Here is a 19,158-nt window from a genome sequence, read left to right on the forward strand (position 1 = left end):
TTTGCACAGGGTAACGGTATCGGGGGTATTACCGAAGCTACCAATATGGTAACATCGTATTTCGATCCCGGCACAAAATTGATTTACGCCATCGGTGCGGTCGTAGGACTTATCGGCGGAATCAAAGTCTATAACAAGTTCTCTTCGGGCGATCCCGACACAAGCAAAACGGCTGCAAGCTGGTTTGGTGCTTGTATCTTCCTGATTGTCGCCGCCACCATCCTACGCTCCTTCTTCCTTTAATCGCTCAAGCTATGGAGCATAATATTAATAAAGGCATAGGCAAGAGCGTGGAATTTAAGGGCTTGAAAAGTCAGTATCTATTCATCTTTGCGGGCGGTCTGTTGGCTGTATTCGTGGTCTTTGTGATTATGTATATGGCAGGTGTAGACCAGTGGGTCTGCATCGGCTTCGGCGTTATCGCCGCCTCCGCTTTGGTATGGCTGACTTTCAACCTCAATGCGAAATACGGGGAGTACGGATTAATGAAAGTGCTGGCAAAACGCCAGCACCCCCGCTACCTGATAAACCGCAAAAATTCCCGCCGCTTGTTCAGCCGACCTAAAAAGAAGGAGGTGCGCGATGCGTAATGTAATGAAAGCGGCTACCATCGAAAGCAAGTTTCCGCTGTTGGCTGTGGAACACGGCTGCATCATATCCAAAGACGCGGATATAACGGTAGCCTTCCGTGTCGATCTGCCGGAACTATTCACCGTTACCGCCGTAGAATATGAAGCCATACACTCGGCATGGGCGAAAGCGATTAAGGTTTTGCCCGACTATGCGGTTATCCATAAGCAGGATTGGTTCGTAAAGGAAACCTACAAACCCGAAACGGACAAGGAAGATATGAGCTTTTTGTCCCGCTCGTTTGAACGCCACTTCAATGAACGTCCCTACCTGAATCATAGCTGTTTCCTGTTCCTGACAAAAACGACAAAGGAGCGTATGCGTATGCAGAGCAACTTTTCAAGCCTTTGCCGGGGAAATATCATACCTAAAGAGGTAAACAAAGACACGGCTACCCGGTTTTTGGAAGCGGTCGGACAGTTCGAACGCATTGTAAACGATTCGGGATTTATAAGTCTTACCCGCCTGACTTCGGATGAGATCACAGGAACGGAAAGCCAGCCCGGATTGGTGGAAAAATACTTTGCCCTCTCGCTGGATGATACAACCTGTTTAGAGGATATGGAACTCGGAGCAGACGGGCTTCGCATCGGAGCAAAGAAAGTATGCCTGCATACGATTTCCGATGTGGAGGACTTGCCCGGAACAGTCGGGACGGATATGCGCTATGAAAAGCTATCCACCGACCGGAGCGATTGCCGATTGTCGTTTGCAGCACCCGTAGGGTTGCTGCTCTCATGTGACCATGTGTATAACCAGTACATTTTTCTGGACGATTCGGCAGAAAACCTGCGGAAGTTTGAGAAGTCTGCCCGCAATATGCAGTCCTTATCCCGCTATTCACGCGGGAATCAAATCAATAAGGAATGGATAGACAAGTACCTGAACGAAGCACATTCGTTCGGGCTTACATCCGTCCGGGCGCACTTTAATGTAATGGCATGGTCGGAAGATGCGGAGGAATTGAAACATATCCGAAATGATGTCGGTTCGCAGCTTGCCCTTATGGAATGCAAACCCCGTCATAATACAACGGATGCGGCTACACTCTATTGGGCGGCTATGCCGGGCAACGCAGGGGATTTTCCGAGTGAGGAAAGTTTCTATACGTTCATCGAACCTGCCCTGTGTTTTTTCACAGAGGAAACCAACTACAAAAGTTCACTTTCGCCTTTCGGTATAAAGATGTGCGACCGTGTGAGCGGTAAGCCCCTCCATGTGGATATATCGGATTTACCTATGAAGCAAGGGATAACCACCAACCGAAATAAGTTCGTGTTGGGGCCATCCGGTAGCGGTAAATCCTTTTTTATGAACCACCTCGTTCGCCAGTATTGGGAACAGGGAACGCACGTAGTTCTGGTCGATACGGGTAACTCCTATCAGGGACTTTGTGAAATGGTACGCCGGAAAACCAAAGGTGAGGACGGCATCTATTTTACCTATACCGAAGAAAACCCTATCTCTTTTAATCCATTTTACACAGACGATTACAAGTTCGATGTGGAGAAAAAAGACAGCATCAAAACGCTGCTTTTAACCCTCTGGAAGTCCGAAGACGACAAGGTAAGTAAAACGGAATCCGGCGAACTCGGTAGCGCGGTATCGGCATATATCGAGCGCATCAGGGCAGACCGGAGTATCGTACCCTCGTTCAATACTTTCTATGAGTATATGCTGGGCGATTACCGCCGGGAACTGGAAGAAAGGGAAATCAAGGTCGGCAAAGAGGATTTTAACCTCGACAATATGCTGACTACCCTTCGCCAGTATTACCGGGGCGGGCGTTTTGACTTTCTGCTCAATTCAGAGCAAAACATCGACCTTTTGAATAAGAGCTTTATCGTCTTTGAAATTGATTCGATTAAAGAGAATAAGGAACTTTTTCCTGTGGTAACGATCATTATTATGGACGCGTTCATCCAGAAAATGAGGCGGTTAAAAGGTGTTCGTAAACAGCTTATCGTAGAGGAAGCATGGAAGGCTCTTTCTTCGGCGAACATGGCTGAATACCTGAAATATATGTATAAAACAGTCAGAAAATATTTCGGGGAAGCCATTGTCGTAACGCAGGAGGTGGACGATATTATCGCTTCGCCCATCGTGAAAGAGGCAATCATCAATAACTCCGACTGCAAAATCCTCTTAGACCAGCGCAAATTCATGAACCGTTTTGATGTAATCCAATCGCTTCTCGGTCTGACTGACAAAGAGAAAGGGCAAATCCTTTCTATTAATATGGCAAACCATCCCGGCAGGTTTTACAAAGAAGTATGGTTCGGGCTGGGCGGTGTTCAATCGGCGGTGTATGCTACCGAAGTAAGCGGCGAAGAATACCTGGTGCGCCCGTAAAAGGGAATTTGACGAATGTCGCTTTGGCAAGCGACTGGGCAAGTGTTTAGAATGCCCATTAACAACCGCTTACCGGAGGGGGAAACCCCAAAAGGGAACATAGCACGTTGGTAAAGCCATAAGTCAGCCAACTGTCAGGCTGCGACCGAATGGCAAGTTAAAATGATAGATATGAGGATAAAGCCTGTATTGGTTGAACGATAGTCTGAGCAGTCTTATCTTGGGCAATGACGGAAGACAGTTAAATAATTCTTCGGAATTATACCGTCATGTTGCGGTACTACACTGATGAGAGGTAGCAGGAGTAGCTTAAACTTACCGCAAGGCAACTACCATAAGTAGTAAAGGACAAAAGTCGTATCCGACAATCTATCGAGCCAAATAGTTGTCAAATTTCTAAACGGGGATTGCCTAAACCGGAAAGCCAGCCCAAAAGGCTATGGGGTCTGCCCCTGAATATCCGGCATGGCAACGGAGCTTCCATAGTAGTCTGAGCAGGGTAACGTCCTGTACATGGCGAAGGGAAGCAGCCAATTAAGTTTAACAATTTAAAGGAAAATGTGAGAGACATGAGAAATCCAGAGAATGTGTTGAACAGTCTGAGTAAACACAGCGGTGATTCAAGCTACAAGTTTGAACGGCTGTATCGAGTGCTGTTTAACGAAGAAATGTTTTATGTAGCCTATCAGAATATTTACAGTAAAATAGGCAATATGACGGCAGGAGCCGATGGTAAAACCATTGACGGAATGAGCATTGACCGAGTTAAACAATTAATTGATAGTCTTAAAAATGAGACTTATCAGCCTAATCCGTCCAAAAGGACATATATACCTAAGAAAAATGGTAAAAAACGTCCGCTTGGCATACCCTCTTTTGATGATAAACTGGTACAGGAAGTAGTTAGAATGATACTTGAAACAATTTATGAAGGCAGTTTTGAACATACTTCGCATGGGTTTCGTCCCAAACGAAGCTGCCATACTGCACTTATAGATATACAAAAGACATTCACAGCCGTGAAATGGTTTATCGAAGGTGATATTAAAGGTTTCTTTGATAATATTAATCACAATGTATTGATTAATATTCTTCGGGAACGAATCGCCGATGAAAGATTTTTACGGCTCATCAGGAAGTTCCTGAATGCCGGTTATGTCGAAGATTGGGTATTTCATAGAACGTACAGTGGAACTCCGCAAGGTGGGATTATTAGCCCGATACTGGCTAATATCTACCTCGACAAGTTCGACAAATACATGAAGGAATACATTAATCGATTCAATAAAGGGGAAATAAGGAAAGGCGACGCTCGATACAAGCTTTACGAACAGCAGAGGTACCGACTGGCGAAGAAACTAAAGAATGAAAAAGATGTAAAGGTAAGGGAACAGATGACCTCTGAAATTAAGCGGCTACGGGAAGAACGGAACAATTATCCGGCACGTAATGAAATGGACAGCAGTATCAAACGGTTAAAATACGTGAGATACGCAGATGACTTTCTGATTGGAATCATTGGTAGTCTGGATGACTGCAAAACAGTAAAAGAGGACATTAAGAATTATTTGAACGAAGCTCTTAAACTGGAATTGTCAGAAGAAAAGACACTGATAACCAATGCACAGAATCCCGCCAAATTCCTCGGATACGATGTATTTATCCGCAGGAATAATGATTTACGCAAAGATAAGTTCGGTAGAACAGTCAGGGTATACGGGCATAAACCAGTCTTGTATCTGAATTTTGAAACGATGCGGAAGAAACTTTTCGACTATAAAGTCGCAAGAATTGCGGTTGTAAATGGGAAAGAAGTTTGGAAGTCTATCGTCAGAACGTACATGCTGAATTTGGATGACCTGGAAATAGTCAGCCAGTTCAATGCCGAAATCCGAGGGTTCTACAATTACTACTCGATAGCTAATAACAGCTACGTTATCAATTCTTTCTATCACATTATGTCATACAGCATGTATAAAGTATTTGCAAATAAATACAAATCATCTGTAAAGAAAATCCTTCTGAAATATAAAAAGAATAAGGTTTTCCAAGTGGCATATGAAAATAGCAAGGGTAAAACACTTTACCAATCATTCTATCGCGATGGTTTCAAACGCAAAAAGGTTGCAGGGAATATTTACTGCGACACTATTCCACGGACAGTTTCCATAACAGGCGGACGTAACAGCCTTATGGAAAGGCTGAAACTCCAAGTCTGCGAATTATGTGGTGCTACCGAAAAACTCGAAATGCACCATGTCCGCAAACTCAAAGACCTAAAAGGTAAGTCCGACTGGGAAAAGAAAATGATAGCCCGGAGACGAAAGACTTTAGCTGTCTGCTCGAAGTGTCATGCAAAAATAGACCCCGACCGACGAATCAGGCTGAATTAATTGGTGGAGAGCCGGATACAGGGAGACTTGTAAGTCCGGTTCGGGGGCGAGTGCTCGGAAACCTACCATAGAAATATGGAAAGGCGCTGGGTACTTAGCCTACACCTATACGACAGAGGAAACCGAAAAGATGGAAGTCTTCAAAAAAACGGACGAACTGGACGGGAATTATGAACTGGCGATTAAACAGCTCGCCGAAAGTAAACGCAACTAAAACGAGAAGCCATGTTCAGCAAATGTAATATAGCCGACCCTTGCGCCGCATATCAGGATTTTCACCTGCGGGAGATTACGGGGCGTTGGGTAAGCCCGGACGGTGCGCCTGCGGTAAGAATTTACCGCAACACTTCCCGCAAGCGGGGAGGCATCCGTATCGAACTTACTTACAACAACCCGCAGGTGGTCTGTGATTGTACGGTGTATTGCTTGTTCGGTTTGTACTACATCGACCTGTACGGGCGTATCGGAATTGCTTATGACCGGGAGCGGGAGGTCTTATTGCTTTCCGCTTTCGGTGAATATGTCCGGGCAGAGGATTAGTCTTTCGGGCTGATCTTTTCCCCCAAGTAAATAACAATTAAAAATATATAGCAATGAAAAAGATTCTTTTAAGCCTTGTATTAGCCGTTAGTTTCTTCGGCTTTGAGGCAAAAGCACAATGGGCGGTCATCGACCCCTCAAACCTTGCTCAAAATATACTGACGGTTTCCAAAACGGCTACGACTGCATCCAATGTAATCAACAGTTTCAAGGAAATGCAGAAGATTTATAACCAAGGCAAGGAGTATTACGACAAATTACAGTCGGTACATAATCTGATAAAGGATGCCCGCAAGGTAAAGGAAACGGTAGAGTTGGTCAGCGAAATATCACGGATATATTCTACCAACTTCAATAAGATGCTGACGGATAAGAATTTCACCCATTCGGAACTGGAAGCCATATCGAACGGATATTCCAAACTATTGAAAGAGAGCGGAAACCTGCTGTCGGATATAAAGAATATCGTTTCAGCCTCCAACGGGCTTTCCATGACCGATGCCGAACGCATGGCAATCATAGACCAGATACATACCAAAATGGTGCAACACCGCAACCTTGTGAGCTACTTTTCCAAGAAAAGTATCTCCGTCTCCTTTATCCGCAGTCAGGAATCGGGCGATATGGAACGGGTACGCTCCCTGTATGGTGATCCATCCGATAGATACTGGTAAGCCATGATGTTGTTAGCAATAGATTTTGAAAACCTGCATCAGATTTTACGGAATCTGTATCAGGAAATGATGCCCCTTTGCGGCGACATGATCGGTGTCGCCAAAGGGATAGCGGGTCTGGGTGCGCTGTTCTATGTGGCTTCCCGCGTATGGCAAGCCCTCTCACGGGCAGAACCGATAGACGTATATCCGCTGCTTCGTCCCTTTGCGATTGGCTTGTGTATTATGTTCTTTCCCACAATCGTACTCGGTACAATTAACGCCGTAATGTCGCCTGTGGTAAAAGGAACACATACCATACTGGAATCGCAGATAACGGATGTGCAGGCATTACAGGCGGAGAAAGACGCGCTGGAATACGATGCACGGGTACGCGAGGGCAAAGCATGGTTGGTCGATGACGAGGTTTACGACCGGAAAATGGAAGAATTGGGAATCTGGGAAATGGGCGAGATTATCAGTATGTGGGGCGAACGCAAATGGTACGACATGAAAATGTGGTTCCGGCAATTAGTCCGGGATTTCTTTGAACTGCTGTTCAATGCCGCAGCCCTTACGATTGACACTTTACGCACCTTTTTCTTAGTGGTGCTGTCAATCTTAGGGCCGCTGGCATTTGCCCTCTCTGTTTATGACGGTTTCCAATCCACGCTTACCAACTGGCTTTCACGCTATATCAGCGTGTACCTATGGCTACCTGTCGCCGATCTGTTTTCGGCTGTGCTGTCTAAAATTCAGGCACTCATGCTACAAATGGATATAGGGCTATTGAAAGACCCGTCATACGTGCCGGATGGCAGTAACGGTGTGTATATAATCTTTTTGATTATAGGCATTATCGGATACTTCTCTATACCGACCGTTGCGGGCTGGGTAATTCAAGCCGGAGGTGGTAGCGGTACACGCGGAGTAAACTCGGCGGCAAGTAAAGGAGCTGCCCTTGCCGGAGGTGTAGCCGGAGCCGCTGCGGGGAACGTAGCCGGACGATTATTAGGCAAGAAATAAATCAATATGCCGATATGCCAATGTACTAATAAAATAAGAATAAAGGCATTGGTATATTGGCTAATTATCTCATTAACAAATTAAAAATATGGAGTTCAAAAGTTTAAAGAATATAGAAACATCATTCAAGCAGATACGCCTTTTCGGTATCGTGTTTCTGGTGTTGTGTGCCGCCATTACGGGATATTCCGTATGGTCGTCATACAGCTTCGCCGAAGCACAACGCCAGCGTATCTACGTGTTGGACGGGGGCAAGTCTTTGATGCTTGCCCTCTCGCAAGACCTTTCACAGAACCGCCCTGTCGAAGCACGGGAACACGTCAAGCGGTTTCACGAACTGTTCTTCACGCTCTCGCCCGACAAAAAAGCCATTGAAAGCAATGTGAACAGGGCGTTGTTCCTTGTCGATAAAAGTGCTTTCAAATACTATCAGGACATGGCGGAAAAAGGGTATTACAACCGTATCGTTTCGGGTAACATCAATCAGAACGTACAGGTGGATAGTATCGCCTGCAATTTCGATGTGTACCCCTATACGGCGGTAACATACGCCCGGCAGATGATCCTCCGGCAATCGAACATGACCGAACGGAGTTTGATTACCCGCTGCAACCTGATTAACTCGGTACGCTCGGACAATAACCCGCACGGTTTCACTATGGAGAAATTCGAGATCGTGGAAAACCGGGACATTCGGGTAACGGAAAGGTAGGTGCGGATATGATACGGAAAATAATTCAACGTGTAAACGAGTGGTTGGAAGACCGCTTGCGAAGTATTGTCAGACCTCTAAGCCCCGATGCACGGGTAATCTTAATCGTTACGATGCTAATAGTATTCAGCGGGCTGTCTATCTACATGACTGTTTCTTCCATTTACAATTTAGGTAAAGACAAAGGACGGAAATTGCAGATAGAGCAGATAGAAACCCTGAAACTGCAACAGCAGCAAAGGGATAGTATTAACAATCAAAACAAAGTTTATAATGGAACAGGAGAATTTGAATAAAGGAACGCCACCGCCGGAAACGGCGGATGCTCCCGTAGCACAACCATCCACGCCGGAAGGGAAAAAAGAGCCTCTGAAACGACCTAAAAAAGAATTGACGATAGCGGAGCAGCAAAAGCGTAAAAAGATGCTGATAATGCCGCTGTTCTTCCTGATTTTCGGCGGTGCGATGTGGCTGATCTTCGCTCCTTCGAACAAAGACGAAACTAAGGTCGAAGGGCTGTCGGGCTTGAATGCCGAACTACCCGTACCCAAAGATGAAGGGATAGTCGGGGATAAACGCAATGCCTATGAACAGGAAGCCATGAGGCAAAAGGAACAGGAACGGATGCGTTCTTTGCAGGACTTTTCGACCATGTTCGACCAAGCGGAAGAACCAAAGCAGGCAGAATCCAATCAGCCGGAGTATTACGAAAACCCGTCTGCCCGGCAAACGAAACCTGTAAATAACTTGCAAGCCTCCGCAAATGCCTATCAGGATATAAATAAGCAGTTGGGAGAATGGTACGAAGAACCTGCCGGGAAGAACGCACAGGAACTCGCTGTCGAAGAGCGCATGAGTGAACTCGAACGCAAGCTGGAAGAAGCCGAAGCACGGAAAGCCGCAGAGGATGAACAAACGGCACTACTGGAAAAATCCTATGCGATGGCGGCGAGGTATATGCCTCCGCAGGCAGGACAAACCGAAAACAGTAACGCTGTTCCCTCTACGAAAGACAAGGTAAATGTTCAGCCCGTAAAGCAGGTGCGCCACAATGTAGTTTCACTACTGGCTGCGCCGATGTCGGACGATGAGTTTATCGAATCATTCAGCCAGCCCCGTAATATGGGATTTTTCACTGCTGCCGGAAACGAGGGCGTGAAAGACAAAAACAGCATCCGTGCCTGTGTGAACCAAACCGTAACGCTGACAAGCGGACGAGAAGTGCAAATCCGGCTGTTAGAGCCGATGCAAGCAGGAAATATCCTTATCCCTGTAAATTCGATTGTTACCGGGGCGTGCCGTATCGGTAGCGAACGAATGGAGGTTACAATTAATTCTATTCAATATGCAGGCAACATTATTCCGGTTGAACTGCAAGTGTACGACACGGACGGGCAAAGGGGTATCTCCGTACCCAACTCCGATGAGATAAAAGCTGCCAAAGAAATAGCCTCGCAAATGGCACAATCGGCAGGGTCGAGCATTACGATTACTGATGATGCGGGCTCGCAGTTTGCCGCCGATATAGGGAAAAGCCTTATACAAGGCGCATCGCAGTATGTGAGTAAGAAAATGAGCGTGGTTAAGGTTACGCTGAAAGCCAATCATAAACTACTACTGCTTCCTAAAACAGAGTAACAAAATAACAAATGGGTCTGCGACCCCCACTAAAAAATCAATGTTTAACGAATTAAGAATTAAAAGTATGAAACGAATCTTTTTGATGTTCACCCTTGCGGTGAGCGTATTTGCAGCCAACGCGCAGGAAGTAGACAATGATACGGCTACCGTAATAGAAACTAAACCCACAACGGGCGACTACTATCAGGGCTTTACCCGTCCGCTGACTTTTGACCGGATGATACCGCCCTATGCGCTGGAAGTTACGTTTAACAAGACCGTTCACGTTATTTTCCCTGCGCCGATTAGGTATGTCGATTTAGGGTCGGCAGATCTTCTCGCGGCGAAAGCGGACGGAACGGAAAACGTGTTGAGAGTGAAAGCCGCTTTACGGGATTTCAGCTGTGAGAGTAATCTGTCCGTCATTACCGAAGATGGTGCATATTACACGTTCAATGTTAAATATGCGGACGAACCGGTAAAGTTGGCGGTGGAAATGACCGACTTCCTGCATGATGGGGAGGCAGTGAACCGTCCGAACAATGCCCTTGCCGTCTATATGGAGGAATTGGGACAGGAATCGCCGTTACTTGTCAAGCTGATTATGCAGTCCATCTACAAAAATAATGACAGGGAAATAAAGCATTTAGGCAGTAAGCGTTTCGGAATACAGCATACGTTAAAAGGTGTTTATACCCATAACGGGCTGTTGTACTTCCACCTGCAACTGAAAAACTCATCTAACGTGCCGTTCAATATAGATTTTATCACGTTCAAAATCGTAGATAAAAAGGTCGCCAAACGTACCGCTATTCAAGAACAGGTGATCTGGCCGCTTCGAGCCTATAATAATTTGATGGTAATAGGCGGTAAGCGCACGGAGCGCACGATTTTCACCCTGCCGAAATTTACGATTCCCGATGATAAAATGCTTGTTATTGAGCTGAATGAGCAGGAGGGCGGCAGACATCAGCGGTTCACGGTCGATAATGCCGATTTGGTACGGGCAAAGGTTATTAACGAATTGAAAGTGAAATAACCATGAGGCAGCTATCTTTTATTATGGCGGTTGTGTTGTGCCTGGTCTTTACAGACCAAGCACACGCACAACGTCAACTACCGGGTATGCGGGGCATACAGGTAACATCGGGAATGGTGGACGGTATCTATTCGTCTGCATTAGATAACGAAGCCGGATATTGCTTCGGCGCAGCAATGGCTACTTATGCGAAGAATGGTAATAAGTGGGTATTCGGTGCGGAGTTTATGGAACGGTATTATCCGTACCGGACAATCCGCATTCCGGTTTCACAGTTTACCGCTGAAGTCGGTTACTATCTGAAAATCCTGTCCGATCCGTCAAAGACTTTTCTGCTTTCGCTGGGTGGTTCTGCCCTTGCCGGGTACGAAACATCGAATTGGGGAGAAAAGACCCTGTATGACGGTTCTACGCTCCGGCACAAAGACGCATTTATCTACGGTGGGGCTATCACGCTGGAACTGGAAACCTATCTGTCCGACCGTATAGTATTGCTCCTGACAGGGCGCGAACGCATCCTGTGGGGCAACTCTACGGGGCATTTCCATACGCAGTTCGGTATCGGGCTGAAATTTATAATCAATTAAACATAGAAGTACAATGAAAAAGTTTTCAGCATATTTTTTATACACGCTATTGCTGGGTGCAATAGTCTGTGCCTGTTCTGACGATATGGATATTAATAAGGTTTACGCATTTGATCTGGTTACTATGCCGGTTCAGAAAAAAATCGTTCAGGGAGAGGTAGCGGAAATCCGTTGCCGGATCGTAAAGGAAGGAGATTATCAGGACACGAAGTTTTTTATTCGGATGTTCCAGCCTGACGGAGTAGGCGAACTCCGGTTGGATGATGGACGGGTATTGTTGCCGAACGACCTTTATCCATTGACAAAAGAAACATTCCGAATGTATTACACTTCGCATTGTTCCGACCAGCAGGTAATTGACGTGTATATCGAAGATAATCACGGGCAGGTGGCACAAAAAACTTTCTCGTTTCAGAATGACAAGGGAGAGGACGAAACGGAAGAAAATACGGACGATGACAATGATAATTTGTAGTTATATCGTATTCAATGCCCTGTGCTGGCTATGTATAGCCCGGTCGTTGATGAATGCCCCGACAGACGTAGAGCTGTGGGGAGAGGAAATAGACTAACAGGAAAGCACCCGGAGTATTTCGGGTGCTTACTTTCATTCAAACAGACTATGAAATATATACTAATGTTCTTTATCGCCTTATTGTATTTGCCTGCATCAGGGCAGCCGGGCGATTCTCTAAACAGGAAACCGGAGATAGAAAAATTCACGGAACAGGTTTATTCTGCAACGGAATTTCGGCTGATAGCGGATTCGCTGAACCTATCTATTGACGAGCTATGCAACTATCCCGTGATTTTTCCGATTAGAAAGCCGGAACGTATTTCATCGGGCTTTGGAATGCGGTATCATCCGATTTACAGGGTGTGGAAATTCCATACAGGGATTGATATATCAAGCACTAAAGGTACTCCCGTGTATGCCTCCGGTAACGGTGTTGTAACCCGAAAGGGGTATTGTTCGGGATATGGAAATTATATTGAAATTCAGCATACAGGCGGTTTCCGTTCATTTTACGCACATTTAAGCAAGACAATGGTAAATGTCGGCGATTCGGTAGAGATAGCCCGGAAAATTGCTTGCGTGGGTAGTACAGGGATAGCAACGGGCAACCACCTACATTATGAAATACGGAAAGGTAATCGCTTCCTGAATCCGACCGGATGGTGCTACCTGTTGTTTGTAATGAAAATACAGGAGGTAAAATACCAAAGTAATAAATGAAACTTCTTATATTTACGAAAAATCAACAGATTATGAACTACATAGAGAATAATTTACAAGCCGGGGAAGAAATAAAATATGTTGCAAAGCTGCATTTCTTCCTGTTTGTGCAACCGCTCGTCCTTCTGTTATTGGGATGGTGGCTGTATGGTTCTGAAACAGGTGTACTGCATTATGGCGGGTTGTTCCTGTTATTTATTGGAGTGGTATCTCTCGTGCAAAGGCTACTCGTAAAAATAGGTTCGGCGTATGCCGTAACCAATAAACGTGTGGTACTTAAAACTGGTGTTATCAGCCGCAAGGCGGTAGATTTGGTTCTGGCAAAGTGCGAGGGATTGCATATAAAACAAAGCGTTTGGGGACGGATATTCGGATTTGGAACGATTACGGTTACTTACGGTTACTACCGGAGGCATTACAAGTTCATACCCTTATATTGCCGATCCGCTGGCTTTCTGGAGGGAGATAAATACACAAATAGGGTAAGCGAAAGTGCGAACTTGTTGATGAATAAACAACTTTGGGTAAGTTATTGAAAAACACTTGATAATATTTCTTTGCCAAGTGCTTTTTTATGAGTATTTTTGCGATTATTTTAAGTTAAATTTTAGCGTATCTATGGAAAGAGACATTGCCATAATGAAAATTGTTCTTAATAAAGCAAGAGAATCGTTATTGAGTGCAGAGAGTCCTTTTGCAGCTGCTATAACATTGAATGATGAGATTGTTACGTTGGAAGGAAATAATACTAAAAAAACAGGAAACCCTTTATTACATGCAGAAATAATGTCTATTCAGAATTTCTGTGAGCATTTTGGTAATGATAAATTTGCGGATGCTACCATTTATTGTAGTTGTGAACCCTGTATCATGTGTTTTTCTGCAATCCAAACGGTTGGTATTAAAAATATAGTATTTGGTGCTAATATCTCTGATGCAATTAAATTTAACTCTGGAGATATTAACGTTACAATTAAGAAATTAAATGTTGACTTAGGTTTGGGAGTTAATATAAAAGAACATGTGTTACGAAACGATTTCGTACATTTATTTGAAGAATTTACTGATAAATATGGTGATTTATAATATTTAAGCTATACCATGAAAAACTCAAACTCAATAAAACTATCCAATCGATTAAGACAAGTCGATTCTTGTGGTATTTCGGCAACCAGAAAAGGAAATATTCCTACGTTTTGGAAATCTGCAAAAGGCTCAAATATTCTTGATGTTGATGGAAATACATTAATTGATTGCACGTCATGTTTTGGAGTATTGGGAATAGGGCATTCGCATCCCGTATTAGTTGATAGCATTATTGATCAAGTTTCAGCACTTTCTCATGTAATGTGTGAGATAAATCCATACGAAGTATATTTGTTGGCGTTAGAAAAAATTAAAAAAGCAGTTGGAAGACAGGAAAATTCTCAAGTACTATTGACAACATCAGGCTCTGAAGCAATAGAAGTAGCCTTGAAGTTAAGTTATGCATATACAAAGAAACCGGGTGTTATATCTTTTTATGGTGCTTTTCATGGACAATCCTTAGGTGCATTATCTGTTACTAGCCATAATTGTTTTCGCGATCCATTCTTTCCCTTAATTCCCAATAATGTTACATTTGTTCCATATCCTAATTCATATAGATGTAATAAAGGGAATGATGATGAATTGTTAAAAGCCACTATTGATCAATTAAATGAAATTGTATCAGGCGAAATTTCTGGAGGACTCCCCATAGGCTCTGTGATAGTCGAGCCGATGCAAAATGCAAGCGGGTATATAGTACCCCCGAAAGGTTTTTTGGCGCAATTACGAAAATTTTGTGATGAAAAAAACATATTACTAATTACTGATGAAATTTTCACTGGGTTTGGTAGATGTGGAAAATGGCTAGCTTCTGATTATGACGGGATTATAGCCGACATTACTTGTGTAGGAAAGATTATGGGAGGAGGACTTCCTTCTGCAGCGTGTATAGCTTCTTCAAAAATAATGGAAGCTATTGATTACGAGGGATTAGTCCCTTTGCATGGTAGCACTTTTCAAGGTAATCCGCTTTCATGTAGATCCATAATTTCTACAATTGAAATTTTAGAGCAAGAAAGTTTGTTGCAAAAATCATTTGACAATGGGGAATTCCTTAGAAAAGAACTTTCTGAAATTCTAAAAAATGTAGATGTAGTAGGAGACATTAGAGGTATGGGGTCTGCTTCTGTTATTGAGTTTGTTTCAGATAAAAGCAATAAGGAAAGAAATGCGCCTGAAGCTATACGCTTTAATCAATTTTTATTGTCAAACAATATATATACATTAATAACAGGTGTTCCTTTTGGTAATTGTGTTGCTTTTTGTCCTCCATTCAATATGCCAAAAGAAAATTTTACCCATATATTTGATATTTGCACAAAGTATGTGAAAACAATTTGATATTTTCAAACACACATTCTGATAATGATTAAAATAAAATAACACATGAATCAGAAAATAATTTTAGATGGATTTAAGTATTTAAATTCAATTCAAAATGTGGATAAAGGTATTCCAGCAACAAAGGAAGGTGATTCTAGTGGATGTTGGACTTCTGCAGAAACATTAGAAACAATACTTTTGTCTCCATACAATGATTACAAATATTTTTTATTCGCAAAAGATATTATAAAATTCCTACTAAATACCCAGATTGATAAAACAATAGATAAAGGTTCATGGCCTTTACTGAAAGGTAGAGATAGAGGATCTGCGATGGCTACTGGCCATGCTGTATCGGCATTATCATTAGCAAATGATATCTTTAAAGATGATGTACAATTATCACAAAAAATTTCTTCTTCGATAAACGATGCATTAATATGGCTTAATAATACTCAAAATAAAGATGGAGGATGGGGAGTTGAACCTTCTGATAGTGGAAATGGTAACCTTTCAAGAGTGATAAGTACAGTATATGTATTAAGAGGATATATTACACATGGATTTAATTATGACAATAATAAAACAGTTAGAAGTGCGATTAATTATATTAAAACATTAAAAAAAGATGATGCTGGCTTTTCTGGTGGGATTGGAGGGGAATCTGATCCATGTTACACGGCAAGAGCTATTATTGCACTTGTGAAAACAAAAGCATATTCTCCTCAAAATAAATATATCAAAGAATCTATATCGTACATTATTAAGAATAAAAATAATAAAGGAATTTGGAATTTAGATACTGAGCCATATATTCCTGATAATTCATCAGGACAAGTAGTTTACAATAGTAATACTGTAGCGGATGTACTTGAGGCGTTATCTGTTACTGGTCGCTACAATAAAAATGCGCGTAAATTAGAGTCATGGTTTATGAAAACACAAGAGCATGATGGGAAATGGTATTTAGGAGCAAATAAACGCTCCCATGTTTCAACATGGTCAACTAATGAAGCTTTATATTCTTTAATTTGCACAGAATTATATTTTACCAATGTAAAGTATCCATACATCATGAAACTCATTGCATGGTACAAAAAAGCACTGATTTCGTTATTAATTTTATTATTTATTTCGTTAGTACTTCCTGTGAATATTATATCATTGAGTTGGATTATTAATTTGTGGGATAAAATCCCGGAGAATTGGCAAAATATAATATTGGGAACGATTATATTTGGTACTATAGTAAACCTATTTTCAGCATATATTACAAAGTATATGCCTTGGAAGAAAAAAGAAAAAGTATGAATAATTTTAATGAGGCATATAAAGATAGAAAAATGCTCTTTGGATATAATGCTACAGAAGAACTTATGTATGTTATCAAGCGTTTTGGCGTTAAAGGGCATGCATTAGAATTAGGATGTGGTGACGGAAGAGACACCTATCATATGCTTATAAACCAATTTACCATAGATGCAATAGATGGTTCTGCTAATGCAATAAATAATCTTCTTATGCGAGAAGATATAAAGGAATTTTTACCACATCATTTAAACGCTTATGTTGAAGATATCCAAAAAATGATTTTACCTACAAAAAAGTACGATTTTGTTTATGGGATCACGATTTTAGATCATATTGAGTCTGTTTTTCATAAAAAAATCATAGATAATATATTTGATTCTTTAAAAGAAGGAGGTTTCTTGTTTCTAAAAGTTCATACTGTAGATGATGATGGCTATATTAACAAAGAAACAGCTAGTGAATTTTCGGGACAAATAAAACATTTCTTTAACAGGAATGAAATGTTAGATTTATTCAAGAATCATGGAACTATTACATTTTATCAAGAATTTTCAGAAGAAGATCTTGATCATGGGCAGCCACATAGACATTCATTTGCAAGTATTTTAATTAAAAAATAAAAAATCATGAAATTAGTAGATTTAGTACCAGAATTTATCGTAAAAGATATTTCGAAATCAATTGAATTTTATCAAAACAGTTTGAATTTTGAAGTCGAGTTCGCAGCTCCAGATGAGCCTCCATATACTTGGGCTCAGTTAAAAATTGGTGATCGGAGAATAATGATGCAAGATCATAAGGAAACACAGAACGAAATCTCAGAATTTCCCAATCAACTATCATCGACAGCTCTATTTGTTCTAAAATATGACAATGTTGATAAAGCAAAAACATTGTATAATTCTTTACAGAATAAAGGAGTACAGTTCTTTTCAGATTTAAAAGAAACCGATTATGGAACTGTGGAATTTGGCATATTCGACCCAGATAATTATAGGATTATAATTTCAGCAGAATAATAGACAAGAGGGTCAGATTGTTAAAGCGATTTTATTCGAAGATATTTTCGGATTTCATTTGACTTTTTAATTACCAAGAGTAAAATAATGAACTTTTGGCATTTTACTGTTTACAAGTATTATTAAGACTGTTATAATATACAAATGATTATTGCCAGAAAATTTGAGATTTCGATCGCGTACTATTCAAAGGAAAAGAACAGTTTGTCTGGTCTTAACTTAAATGTCATTGTGGGATTTGAGGGAAGTATAGACGTGAAGACAGGTATGATTATTGATGTTTCTTTGATAAAGAAAATAGTATCTAGTAAACTTGATCTTTTTGATCATACATGTATCTCAAATAATTCTTTTACAAAGTATGAATTTTTCAAGCATCTAACAGATGCTTTTTGGAATATTATATCAAGTATTGAATTTGATGGAGTTGCATTAAAATGCATATCAATATCAGAAATGTTTGGGCATAAAATAAAGAAAAAAGCAAATGAACAGAGTTTTTTTATTGAGACATATTTATTAAGTGACAACATCATCCCTATTTCTCGTATAATGGATTTAGATAACTACTTTGTAAATCCAATAAGATTTGAAATAGCATCTAAAAATGAACCCGTAATAAATGATTATATTAATCAATATAATCCAAATAAAATTGATTCATTTTCTACAATATGTACATTGTCAGATCAAATACTTAAAAATAACCTGTCGGTAAAATGGCTTTTGCTAAATGGCTTGTTTGAAATATACTTCAAGGATAAATTTATATTTATTACAATGTATCACTTTTTTGATTTTTCGCATAGGCTAAATAATCCTAATCTTTCCTATCGTGAAAATATTGATCTTTTTGGTAAATGCAATGAACAACATGGGCATAGATATAGGATAGGAGTTACTTTGCAAACAACAAGAAATACTTTTATTAAAGATAAGGAATTGCTAAAAATATTAATTCAATCGCTTCCTAATACTCTTTTAAATATAGGAGACATGATTACGACCGGTGAAAATATTCTTCTATATTTTAAAGATCAAATTAAGAAAGCAACTCATAAATCTACTTTTGACATTTCTCTTCAAGAAACTCCTAACAATTATTTCTTCCTAGAAGTGAAGGATGATATTAAGGCTTATATAAAAGATTAGCCATTAATCCGGCTTTTTGCTTCTTTTTCTCCCGCATAACGCCTTGCTAATGGCTCATGGAAAAAGAAGTCTGGGCAAAGTTTCCCCTCCCCGAATATACTGTTGTCATATCATTGTCTATTTATAGGGCGGGAGAAATCCCGCCCCTTGTTAATACTTGGTTTATACCGCTACTGCCTCCGCTTTGGGTTGTACTTTGGGTACGGTAACAATCAGTATCTTATCCGCTTGCGGGATCGGGTTTGCCTCTTTCTTCTCGGATTGGGTCGGATTGGGTTGTTCCTTGCCTTTCGGCTTGGTGGTTTCCGACTTCGGGGCGGTGGCGTTCACTTCCTTTTTGACGGCTTTTTCGGCTGTTTTAGGGGCTTTCTCCGTCTTGGCTGCATATTCCGGCGATACCCACCCAGTGATTCCGGTGATACCCACCCACTCACTGTGCAAATTAGTCTGACAAAATTACCGTTTTTTTCTTAAG

20 protein-coding genes and 2 pseudogenes are annotated in these 19,158 nt (G+C 41.5%); 21 read left to right on the plus strand and 1 reads right to left on the minus strand.

Features of this window, described 5'->3' with window-relative positions:
• The 21 genes and pseudogenes from D0T84_RS17745 to D0T84_RS17845 form a co-directional block, all read left to right on the plus strand.
• Positions 1–243, plus strand: a 243-nt coding sequence (locus D0T84_RS17745) for a DUF4134 domain-containing protein (RefSeq protein WP_163309199.1), incomplete at its 5' end; no start/stop codon positions are given.
• 11 nt (positions 244–254) lie between these two features.
• A complete protein-coding gene (locus D0T84_RS17750) occupies positions 255–590 on the plus strand; it encodes a DUF4133 domain-containing protein (RefSeq protein ID WP_163307938.1) in 336 nt (111 codons plus the stop codon).
• Positions 583–2,967, plus strand: a pseudogene (locus tag D0T84_RS17755) (TraG family conjugative transposon ATPase); the annotation flags it as partial. The gene D0T84_RS17750 and the pseudogene D0T84_RS17755, both read left to right, overlap by 8 nt.
• Before the next feature lie 584 nt (positions 2,968–3,551).
• Positions 3,552–5,375 carry a reverse transcriptase/maturase family protein gene (locus D0T84_RS17760; RefSeq protein ID WP_163309200.1) on the plus strand — a complete coding sequence of 608 codons (1,824 nt, stop codon included), beginning with the start codon at positions 3,552–3,554 and terminating at the stop codon, positions 5,373–5,375.
• 225 nt (positions 5,376–5,600) lie between these two features.
• Entirely contained in the window at positions 5,601–5,915 is a 315-nt protein-coding gene (locus tag D0T84_RS17765) for a DUF3876 domain-containing protein (RefSeq protein ID WP_163309201.1), read from the plus strand.
• Positions 5,916–5,968: 53 nt separating this feature from the next.
• Positions 5,969–6,589: a DUF4141 domain-containing protein gene (locus D0T84_RS17770; protein ID WP_163309202.1), complete on the plus strand. Its 621-nt coding sequence runs from the start codon at positions 5,969–5,971 to the stop codon at positions 6,587–6,589.
• A gap of 3 nt (positions 6,590–6,592) precedes the next feature.
• On the plus strand, positions 6,593–7,594 hold the full coding sequence (traJ, locus tag D0T84_RS17775) for a conjugative transposon protein TraJ (protein ID WP_163309203.1): 1,002 nt from the start codon (positions 6,593–6,595) through the stop codon (positions 7,592–7,594).
• An 88-nt stretch (positions 7,595–7,682) separates the two neighbouring features.
• Positions 7,683–8,306: a conjugative transposon protein TraK gene (traK, locus tag D0T84_RS17780; RefSeq protein ID WP_163309204.1), complete on the plus strand. Its 624-nt coding sequence runs from the start codon at positions 7,683–7,685 to the stop codon at positions 8,304–8,306.
• Positions 8,307–8,314: 8 nt separating this feature from the next.
• Positions 8,315–8,602, plus strand: a complete 288-nt coding sequence (locus D0T84_RS17785) for a TraL conjugative transposon family protein (RefSeq protein ID WP_163309205.1) — start codon at positions 8,315–8,317, stop codon at positions 8,600–8,602.
• Entirely contained in the window at positions 8,580–9,944 is a 1,365-nt protein-coding gene (gene traM, locus D0T84_RS17790) for a conjugative transposon protein TraM (RefSeq protein ID WP_163309206.1), read from the plus strand. Before D0T84_RS17785 ends, traM begins: the two co-directional genes overlap by 23 nt.
• Before the next feature lie 67 nt (positions 9,945–10,011).
• Entirely contained in the window at positions 10,012–10,965 is a 954-nt protein-coding gene (traN, locus tag D0T84_RS17795; RefSeq protein ID WP_163309207.1) for a conjugative transposon protein TraN, read from the plus strand.
• A 2-nt stretch (positions 10,966–10,967) separates the two neighbouring features.
• On the plus strand, positions 10,968–11,552 hold the full coding sequence (locus D0T84_RS17800; protein ID WP_163309208.1) for a conjugal transfer protein TraO: 585 nt from the start codon (positions 10,968–10,970) through the stop codon (positions 11,550–11,552).
• A gap of 13 nt (positions 11,553–11,565) precedes the next feature.
• Positions 11,566–12,027 (plus strand): DUF3872 domain-containing protein, encoded by a 462-nt coding sequence (locus D0T84_RS17805; RefSeq protein WP_163309209.1) that lies wholly within the window; start codon positions 11,566–11,568, stop codon positions 12,025–12,027.
• Positions 12,028–12,174: 147 nt separating this feature from the next.
• On the plus strand, positions 12,175–12,789 hold the full coding sequence (locus tag D0T84_RS17810; RefSeq protein ID WP_185155767.1) for a M23 family metallopeptidase: 615 nt from the start codon (positions 12,175–12,177) through the stop codon (positions 12,787–12,789).
• A gap of 32 nt (positions 12,790–12,821) precedes the next feature.
• Positions 12,822–13,275: pseudogene (locus D0T84_RS17815) on the plus strand (PH domain-containing protein).
• Between the two features lie 132 nt (positions 13,276–13,407).
• Positions 13,408–13,875, plus strand: coding sequence for a nucleoside deaminase (locus D0T84_RS17820; RefSeq protein WP_163309210.1), 468 nt, complete (start codon positions 13,408–13,410; stop codon positions 13,873–13,875).
• Positions 13,876–13,890: 15 nt separating this feature from the next.
• On the plus strand, positions 13,891–15,219 hold the full coding sequence (locus tag D0T84_RS17825) for an aspartate aminotransferase family protein (protein ID WP_163309211.1): 1,329 nt from the start codon (positions 13,891–13,893) through the stop codon (positions 15,217–15,219).
• A gap of 45 nt (positions 15,220–15,264) precedes the next feature.
• Positions 15,265–16,512 carry a prenyltransferase/squalene oxidase repeat-containing protein gene (locus D0T84_RS17830; protein ID WP_163309212.1) on the plus strand — a complete coding sequence of 416 codons (1,248 nt, stop codon included), beginning with the start codon at positions 15,265–15,267 and terminating at the stop codon, positions 16,510–16,512.
• Positions 16,509–17,132, plus strand: a complete 624-nt coding sequence (locus D0T84_RS17835; RefSeq protein ID WP_163309213.1) for a bifunctional 2-polyprenyl-6-hydroxyphenol methylase/3-demethylubiquinol 3-O-methyltransferase UbiG — start codon at positions 16,509–16,511, stop codon at positions 17,130–17,132. The genes D0T84_RS17830 and D0T84_RS17835 overlap by 4 nt, the downstream gene beginning before the upstream one ends.
• A gap of 6 nt (positions 17,133–17,138) precedes the next feature.
• The gene (locus tag D0T84_RS17840; RefSeq protein WP_163309214.1) at positions 17,139–17,531 is read left to right on the plus strand and encodes a glyoxalase/bleomycin resistance/extradiol dioxygenase family protein; all 393 of its coding nucleotides are present in this window, start codon (positions 17,139–17,141) and stop codon (positions 17,529–17,531) included.
• A gap of 144 nt (positions 17,532–17,675) precedes the next feature.
• Positions 17,676–18,683: a 6-carboxytetrahydropterin synthase gene (locus D0T84_RS17845; protein WP_163309215.1), complete on the plus strand. Its 1,008-nt coding sequence runs from the start codon at positions 17,676–17,678 to the stop codon at positions 18,681–18,683.
• Between the two features lie 162 nt (positions 18,684–18,845).
• Here the strand turns inward: D0T84_RS17845 and D0T84_RS17850 are convergent, their stop codons facing one another.
• Positions 18,846–19,124, minus strand: a complete 279-nt coding sequence (locus tag D0T84_RS17850; protein WP_163309216.1) for a hypothetical protein — start codon at positions 19,122–19,124, stop codon at positions 18,846–18,848.
• Between the last annotated feature and the right edge of the window lie 34 nt (positions 19,125–19,158).

It is taken from the genome of Dysgonomonas sp. 521, assembly GCF_010501055.1.
Taxonomy (GTDB): Bacteria; Bacteroidota; Bacteroidia; order Bacteroidales; family Dysgonomonadaceae; genus Dysgonomonas.